This window comes from Candidatus Tectomicrobia bacterium, assembly GCA_016192135.1.
Lineage (GTDB): Bacteria > UBA8248 > UBA8248 > UBA8248 > UBA8248 > 2-12-FULL-69-37.
In genome coordinates, this window is record JACPUR010000029.1 from 1 (window position 1) to 7,791 (window position 7,791).

The 7,791-nt window shown below is 70.4% G+C and carries 8 protein-coding genes; 7 read left to right on the forward strand and 1 reads right to left on the reverse strand.

The features are described from left to right. Positions 1-624: transposase family protein (locus HYZ11_12270; protein MBI3128373.1), on the reverse strand; the 624-nt coding region annotated here is incomplete at its 3' end. Positions 625-984: 360 nt separating this feature from the next. Between HYZ11_12270 and recA the strand changes: the two genes are divergently transcribed. From recA to HYZ11_12305, 7 genes are all read left to right on the forward strand, one after another. After that, positions 985-2,103, forward strand: a complete 1,119-nt coding sequence (gene recA, locus HYZ11_12275; protein MBI3128374.1) for a recombinase RecA — start codon at positions 985-987, stop codon at positions 2,101-2,103. A 55-nt stretch (positions 2,104-2,158) separates the two neighbouring features. Next, on the forward strand, positions 2,159-2,704 hold the full coding sequence (locus HYZ11_12280) for a regulatory protein RecX (protein ID MBI3128375.1): 546 nt from the start codon (positions 2,159-2,161) through the stop codon (positions 2,702-2,704). Between the two features lie 2 nt (positions 2,705-2,706). Continuing rightward, positions 2,707-3,216, forward strand: coding sequence for a peptide deformylase (gene def / locus HYZ11_12285; GenBank protein ID MBI3128376.1), 510 nt, complete (start codon positions 2,707-2,709; stop codon positions 3,214-3,216). Positions 3,217-3,301: 85 nt separating this feature from the next. Next, a complete protein-coding gene (locus HYZ11_12290; protein ID MBI3128377.1) occupies positions 3,302-4,249 on the forward strand; it encodes a methionyl-tRNA formyltransferase in 948 nt (315 codons plus the stop codon). Between the two features lie 68 nt (positions 4,250-4,317). Next, a complete protein-coding gene (gene rsmB, locus HYZ11_12295) occupies positions 4,318-5,616 on the forward strand; it encodes a 16S rRNA (cytosine(967)-C(5))-methyltransferase RsmB (GenBank protein ID MBI3128378.1) in 1,299 nt (432 codons plus the stop codon). Positions 5,617-5,619: 3 nt separating this feature from the next. Further along, a complete protein-coding gene (locus HYZ11_12300; protein MBI3128379.1) occupies positions 5,620-6,555 on the forward strand; it encodes a PASTA domain-containing protein in 936 nt (311 codons plus the stop codon). Positions 6,556-6,797: 242 nt separating this feature from the next. Further along, a complete protein-coding gene (locus tag HYZ11_12305) occupies positions 6,798-7,736 on the forward strand; it encodes a ribulose-phosphate 3-epimerase (protein MBI3128380.1) in 939 nt (312 codons plus the stop codon). Positions 7,737-7,791 lie beyond the last annotated feature (55 nt).

Genomic DNA, 7,791 nt, shown 5'->3' on the forward strand with positions numbered 1-7,791 from the left:
ATGCAGGGCCTCAGGTGCCGCCGCGGCCCGCCTGGGGAGTAGCGCGTCATAGACCTCCCGCGGGGAGCGGCCCTCCATCCCGTCCCCGGTGTGGGGGTGCTCGTTGTAGACCCCCTCGATGAACTCCCCATAGAGCTGGTCTATCTGGGTCAGCGAGGGTAGGTCTTCAATCCGCTTCCAGAGGTGCTTCAAGTCCTCGGGGCGCTCCTGGGGGTTCCCGCCCCGGTAGGCGGCGAAGCGCCGCTCCATCCATTCCTTGAGGGTCCTAAAGGCCCGCTCGATGGGCTTGGCCTTGGGGTTGTAGGGCGCCGCGAAGTGGCATGTGATCCCCAGGTGCCCGGTCAAGGCGAGGACCCGGCCCTCGTCCAGGGGCGGATCCTTCCGGCCGCCCGTCAGGGCCTTGGCCCGGAAGTCCTTGCCGTTGTCCACGAGGAGATGGCGGGGGACGCCGTAGCGCAGGAGGGCCCGCCTGAGGGCGGCGAGGATGGTGTCCTGGTTGGGTCCGGAATGGAGGTACCAGCCCAGCAACCTCCGGGAGCGTACGTCCATGACCGCCGTGACCCAGGGGAAGAGGGGCTTGCCGTCAGAACCCCTTGCCGCAACGTCGCACTGGCGGTGGTCCATGACCCACCAATCGTTCGGGAGGATGCTGGTATAATCGCCTCCCGCCTAATCCCGCGCAGACCCGTTTTAGCCAATTCATTTCGCAAGTGACACACCTCCGGGGGCGCTCGCTCTGATTATCTTCTTGTTTTAAAAGGAATTGGTCTCGAACCTGGGAAGCGAAAAATTTCCGCTTGATTTTCGTTATATTTTTGCCATATATAGAGCGAAGATAAAGTCCGGCATAGTCGTGGCAAAGATGGCCGGGGCCGGGAGCCGGGCATGTAACCAGGCGTTGCGGCCGGAGGCCCGTTTCCCTAAAGTGAGGGCGCGCCGCCCTCTCCTCTCTCGCGCGATCGTTCTCTTCCGAGGAGCTCTCCCATGAACCAGAAGAACGGAACCCCTCCCGCGGGCGCGCCCGGCGCGCAGGATCCCAAGGAGCGCGAGCGCCGCGAGAAGGCGGTCGAGATGGCCTTCAGCCAGATCAACCGCCAGTTCGGCAAGGGCTCGATCATGCGCCTGGGCGAGGGGCCGGAGCTGGGCCCGATCCCGGTGATCTCGACGGGCGCCGTCTCGCTCGACGCGGCGCTGGGCATCGGCGGGGTGCCGCGCGGCCGCATCATGGAGATCTTCGGCCCGGAGTCCTCCGGGAAGACCACCATTGCCCTACAGATCATCGCCCAGGCCCAGCGCAACGGCGGCATGGCGGCCTTCATCGACGCCGAGCACGCCCTCGATCCCATCTACGCCAAGGCGCTCGGGGTCCAGACCGACAACCTCATCGTCTCCCAGCCCGACACCGGGGAGCAGGCCCTCGAGATCGCCGAGATCCTCACGAGCAGCGGCGCGGTGGACGTGGTCGTGATCGACTCCGTCGCGGCCCTCGTCCCCAAGGCGGAGCTCGAGGGCGAGATGGGCGATCAGCACGTGGGCCTCCAGGCCCGTCTCATGAGCCAGGCCCTGCGCAAGCTGGGCGGCGTGGTGCACCGCAGCAACGCCTGCTTCATCTTCATCAACCAGATCCGCATGAAGATCGGCGTCATGTTCGGCAACCCGGAGACCACCTCGGGCGGCAACGCCCTCAAGTTCTACGCCTCCATCCGGCTGGACGTCCGCCGCGTCGCCTCCATCAAGGAAGGGGAGGAGAACGTGGGCAACCGCACCCGGGTCCGCGTGGTCAAGAACAAGCTCTCGCCCCCCTTCCGGACGGCCGAGTTCGACATCATGTTCGGCGCGGGCATCTCCCGGGAGGGCGACGTGCTCGACCTCGCGGTGGACAAGGGCGTGGTCCAGAAGACCGGCGCCTGGTACACCTTCGGCGATGAGCGCATCGGCCAGGGCCGCGAGAACGTGAAGAAGTTCCTCAAGGACACGCCCGAGATCTTCGCCGAAATCGAACGCCAGGTGCGGACGGCGATGGGCATCGGCGCCCCCCCTGCGGCCGGGATAGCCACGGCGGCGCCCAAGCCGGCGGCCGCCAAGCCCTCGACCCCCCAGTAGGCGGCCGGGGGTGCGCGGGGTGAGGCCCGGCATGCGCCCCGGCGGCGGGAGGTCTGTGAAGAGCGGAAAGAAAGCCGCGAAGGACGCCGATCTCCCTCCCTCCGAGCGAATGAAGGCGGCGGCTTTGCGCCTCCTCTCCCGCCGCGCCCACACCCGCTCCGAGCTCCGGCGCAAGCTCCGCCTGCGGGACTTCGCCGGCGGGGAAATCGAATCCCTCCTGGACCGCTTCACCGAGCTGGGCTATCTCGACGACGCGGCCGCGGCGCGCGCCTGGGCGCGCGGCCGCCTGGAGGGCCGCCCGATGGGCTGGCGCCTCCTCGAGGAGGAGCTGCGGGGGCGGGGCCTCTCGCCCTCCATCCTCCGGGCCGTCCTGGAGGAGCTGTACGGCGAGGGGGAGGAGCGGCGGCTGGCCGTCGCCGCCGCCCGCAAGCGGGCGCGCTCCCTCGGAAAGGACGATCCCCAGCGGGCCCGGCAGCGCCTCCTGCGCCACCTCCTGGGGCGGGGCTTCCCGATGGGGATCTGCATCCAGGCGGCCGATGACGCGCTGAGCGCCGCTCCTTCAGAAGAGGCGGACGCGCAAGAAGGGGGCTGGAGCGAGTAGCGATGGCGGTTCTGACCATCCGGACATACCCCGACCCGGCGCTCAGGAAGCGGTGCCGGCCCGTGAAAGCGGTGGACGCGGGCCTCGCCGCGCTCGCCGCGGACATGGCGGAGACGCTGCGCGCGGCGCCGGGCGTCGGGCTGGCCGCGCCCCAGGTGGGAGAGGATATCCGGCTGATCGTGGTGGACCTCTCGGTGGGGACGGACCCCGCCCAGCTCCACGTCCTCATGAACCCGGAGGTGGTGTCGGCCGAGGGGGAGCAGATGGAGGAGGAAGGCTGTCTCTCCCTGCCCGGCGTCCACGAAAGGGTGCGCCGCGCCCTGCGCGTGAGGGTGCGGGCCCTCAACCCGCGGGGGGAGGAGATACTCCTGGACGGCCAGGGGGTCCTCGCCCGGGTGCTGCTGCACGAGATGGATCACCTCGAGGGCAAGCTCATCCTGGACCACCTCAACCGCGAGAAGCGCGACGTCCTGAAGAAGCGCCTCAAGCGCCTGAGCCGCGCCGCCTCCTAGCATTCTCACCCTCCCGCGTTTGACCCGTATGCTCCCCTTGTTTATGAGGGAGGGGCCGGGGTGATCCCGGCGGAGGATCGCCCCGATGCGCGTGGTGTTCCTGGGGACCCCCGAGTTCGCCGTCCCGGCGCTCGAGGCGATGATTGCTTCCCCGATTGAGATCGCCGCCGTCTTCACCCAGCCCGACCGTCCCTCGGGCCGCGGGCGGCGCGTGACTCCCCCTCCGGTGAAGGCGCGGGCGCTCGAGGCCGGCCTCGCCGTCCTCCAGCCCGAGCGCATCCGCTCGACCGACATCGCCCCCTTCGCGCCTGACGCAGTGGCCGTGGTGGCCTACGGGCAGATCCTCTCGCGCAAGTTCCTCGGCGTGCCCCGTCTCGGGGCGTTCAACCTCCACGCCTCCCTCCTCCCGCGCTGGCGCGGGGCGGCCCCCATCCAGCGCGCCCTTCTCGCGGGGGACCGGGAGACGGGCGCCTGCGTCATCCGCCTCGTGCACGAGCTGGACGCCGGGCCGGTTCTGTCCCGGCTCGTCCTGCCGATCGGCCCCCGCGACACTTCGGAAGAAATCCACGACCGCCTCGCCGCCGCCGGAGGGCCTCTCCTGGTGGAGACCCTCCTCCGCCTCGAAAGAGGAGAGGCGAGGGAAGAGCCCCAGCCCGAGGCGGGCGTGACGTATGCCGCCAAGCTCGGGAAGGAAGAAGCCGCGCTCGACTGGTCCCTCCCGGCCGAGGAGCTGGACCGCCGGGTGCGGGGCCTGCGGCCCTGGCCCGTGGCCGAGACGGCGTGGCCGGACGGCGGAACGGTTCGAATCTGGCGGGCCCATCCGCTCCAAGCCGAGGGCCGGGTCCCGGCCCGGCCGGGCGAGGTCCTGGGCCCGGCCGTGACGCCCGAGGGCCGGGGGCTCCGGGTGCGGACGGGGACGGGGGACCTGGCGATCCTGGGGCTCCAGCCGCCGGGAGGAAAGCGGATGGAGGCGGAGGCCTTCCTCCGGGGCCATCCCCTCCCGGCAGGCGCCCGCCTGGGCGCGGGAAAGTGAGCCAGAAGCCGAAGCCCGGGCGGAGCGGAAGAGGGCGGCGCCTTCCCTCTTCCGGGGGAGCCGATCCGGTGAGGCGCGCCGCGCACGCCGCCCTTCTCGCCTTCGAGGCCCGCCCCGAGAACGCCGAGGAGCTGGCCGCCCGCTTCGCCGCCTCCTCGTTCGACGGCCGGGATAGGGCCCTCCTGCGGGAACTCGTCTACGGCGCCCTCCGGTGGCGGAACCGCCTGGATTTCGCCCTGAGCCGCTGCCTGGAGAAGCCCCCGGACCGCCTTCCCCCGCCCGTTCGCGAGGCGCTTCGCCTGGGCGCCTACCAGCTCCTTTTCCTGGATCGCGTTCCGGCGCACGCCGCCGTGAACGCCTCGGCGGGGCTGGCGGGGGCGGGCCCCTGGGAGCGGGGCCTCGTCAACGCCGTCCTCCGCAGGCTGACCCCGCCCGCCCCGCCCGATGAGCTGGAGGAGAGGCTCGTCCTGTGGGAGTCCCATCCGCGCTGGCTGGTCCGCCGGTGGCTGGCCGCCCTGGGCGGGGAGGGAGCGCGAGCGCGCTGCGAGGCGGACAACGCCGAGGGCCCGCTCGTCCTCCGGGCGAACCCGCTGAGGACTTCTCCCCAGGCTCTCGCCGCCCGGCTGGCGGAGGACGGGATGGAAACCGCGCCCGGGCTCGCGGACCCGGAGTGCCTGCGGGTGATCTCCCAGGAATCCGCCCTCACCGGGACCGCGGCCTTCGCCGAGGGCCTCTTCATCGTGCAGGACGAGGCGTCGAGCCTCGCGGCCCGCTACGCGGGCGCCCGGCCGGGCGAGCGGGTGCTGGATGCCTGCGCCGCCCCCGGGGGAAAAACCGCCTGTCTGGCCTGGGCCGCCGCGCCCGCCGGGCGGGTGGTGGCCGGCGACGCCTCCTTCGCGCGGCTCGCCCGCCTCCGGGAGAACTGTGCTAGGATCGGCGCCGATGTTCCGGCTGTGGTGATGGATGCCTCCCGCCCCTCCTTCGGGGCCGCCTTCGATCGGGTGCTGGTGGACGCGCCGTGCTCCGGGCTCGGGGTGCTGCGCCGCCATCCGGACGCGCGCTGGCGGCTGCGGGAGGAGGACCTGGCCGCCCACGGGAGGCGCCAGGGGGAGATCCTCCGGCGGGCGGCGGAGGCGGTGCGGCCCGGGGGCCGGCTGATTTACGCCGTCTGCACGAACGAGCCCGAGGAGACGGAGGAGGTGGCGTCCGGCTTCGAGGGGCCGGACTTCGTTCCGGAGGGGGCCGGGCAGGGCGATATCCCGGAGTTGCGGCGGGTCATCGGGCCGGACGGAGCGCTCCGGATCCGGCCGGAGGAGGCCCCCGGCCTGGACGGATTCTTCGCCATGCGGTGGCGGCGCAGGGGATAGCGGATGCGCGGGGTGCTGAGGGGGCTGTTCGCGGCGGTGCTCCTGTTCCTCGCCGGGGCGGGGGGCGGGATCGCGGGCCTCTACCTGTTCCAGGAGGGGGAGAGCGTCTTCCTGCCGAACGTCGCGGGGATGGACGTGGTGCGGGCCCTGGAAATCCTGGGCGAGCGGGGCATCCCTCTTCAGGTGGCGGAGCGGGTGTTCAGCGACGCGGTGCCGCAGAACCATGTCGTCGGCACGAACCCTTCGGGCGGCAGGCGCATCCGGAAGGGGCGCACCGTGTCGCTCGTCATCAGCCAGGGCTCTAGGGAGGTGGCGGTCCCCGCCGTGAAGGGGGAGAACATGGCCCGGGCGGAAACCCTCGTCCTCCAGCAAGGGCTCCGGGTGGGCTGGGTGGAGCGGCTGTTCGATCCCAAGCGGCCGGTCGATGAAGTGATCGGGATCTGGCCAGGCGAGGGCAAGGCCGTTTCGCGCGGGGAGGCGGTGGTCCTTCTGGTGAGCCAGGGCCCGCGCGAGCGCGCCTACGTCATGCCCTCCCTCGTGGGCGAGCCGGTGAACGCGGCGCTCGACCGGGTGCGCGAGGTGGGGCTGAACGTGGGGCGGGTTCGGTACGTGGACCGGCAGGGGGCCCTGCGCGGGACGATCGTGGCGCAGATCCCGCCGGCTGGGCAGCGGGTGCTGGCCGGCCACCGCGTCCACGTGGACGTGGCGCGGGGCGGCGATCAGATTACGGGCAACTTCAGCGTGCTGCGCTACAGGGTGCCCTCCGGCCGCCCGGCGCAGAAGCTGCGGATCGAGCTGGAGACGGGAGGCGAGAAGCGCGAGGTGCTCTCACGGGAGGTGAACGCGGGCGAGGAGATCCAGATCATGATCCCCTCGACGGGGCGCACCTGGGCGCGCATCTACCTCGACGGGCAGCTGATGGAAGAGCAGGCGCACTAGGTGAAGTGAAGCTGGTCAAGTCATTCGCTGGTTGGCCATATGCGCGCCGAGAATCGCCCTCGCTGATCGCGGCACCCCTCTCCCTCCGGGAAAGGGGGATGGGGGTGAGGGAAAAGCTGCGAGCGCTGGAGAATCCTCCCTCACCCCGGCCCTCTCCCAAAGGGAGAGGGTGCAGAGCCTGCCGCCCGGGTGAGCGGTCTGTTTAGATTCGTAACTAGGAGCCGCCGTTGCCGAAGCCCGACATGACGAGGGGGAAGATCCGGATCGCGCCCTCGCTGCTCGCCTGCAGGTTCGAGCGGATGGGGGAGGAGATCGAAGCCGTCCGACGGGCGGGAGCCGACTGGCTCCACTTCGACGTGATGGACGGCCGCTTCGTCCCCAACATATCGGTGGGCCCCATGGGGGTGGCGGCGGCGCGGCGGGTGTCTCCGGATTTCGTGCTGGACGTGCACCTCATGATCGCCGACCCGGACCGCTACCTGGAGGATTTCGTCCGGGCGGGGGCCGACCTCGTGACCGTGCACGTCGAGGCCGCCGGCCACCTGCACCGGACCGTCCAGGCCATCCACGCCCTGGGGGCGCTGGCCGGGGCGACCCTGAACCCCGGCACCCCGCTCTGCGCCCTCGATCCGGTGCTGGGAGACGTGGACCTGGTGCTCATCATGAGCGTCAACCCGGGCTTCGGGGGGCAGAAGTTCATCCCCTCGGCCCTGGAGCGGGTGCGCGAGGCGAGGCGGATGCTGGACGCCCGGAAATCGGGGGCGCTCCTGGAGGTGGACGGCGGGGTGACGGCCGGGAACGCCGCCGCCCTGCGCGAAGCCGGGGCGGACGTGCTGGTGGCGGGCACGGCCGTGTTCGGGTCCCCCGACTACGCGGGGGCCATCCGGGAGATACGGGGGGGAGAGATGGATACTGAAAACAACAGATGTCCTGTGTGCCTGGTGGATAAACCAAGGATTGAAGGAATCTCCAATAAAGATGCGTACAAGGTGGATTGCCACGGCAAAGGATGCGGACGCTTTTCATATTCTGGACCAGCCAAAATAGAGAAACTCAAGAATTTGACATTGGACGAGCGCGAAGTACTGAAGGCTTATATCGTTCGGAAAAATCAAGATGGGATTGAGCCGTGCTTAGATAAAATGACTGTTGACGCAATCTTGGCTGGGACCGCTGGCTAGAACTCAAGATTGTTTCAGTAGGATGAGGGCGCCCAGCTTTCCGGTCACTTCCTCC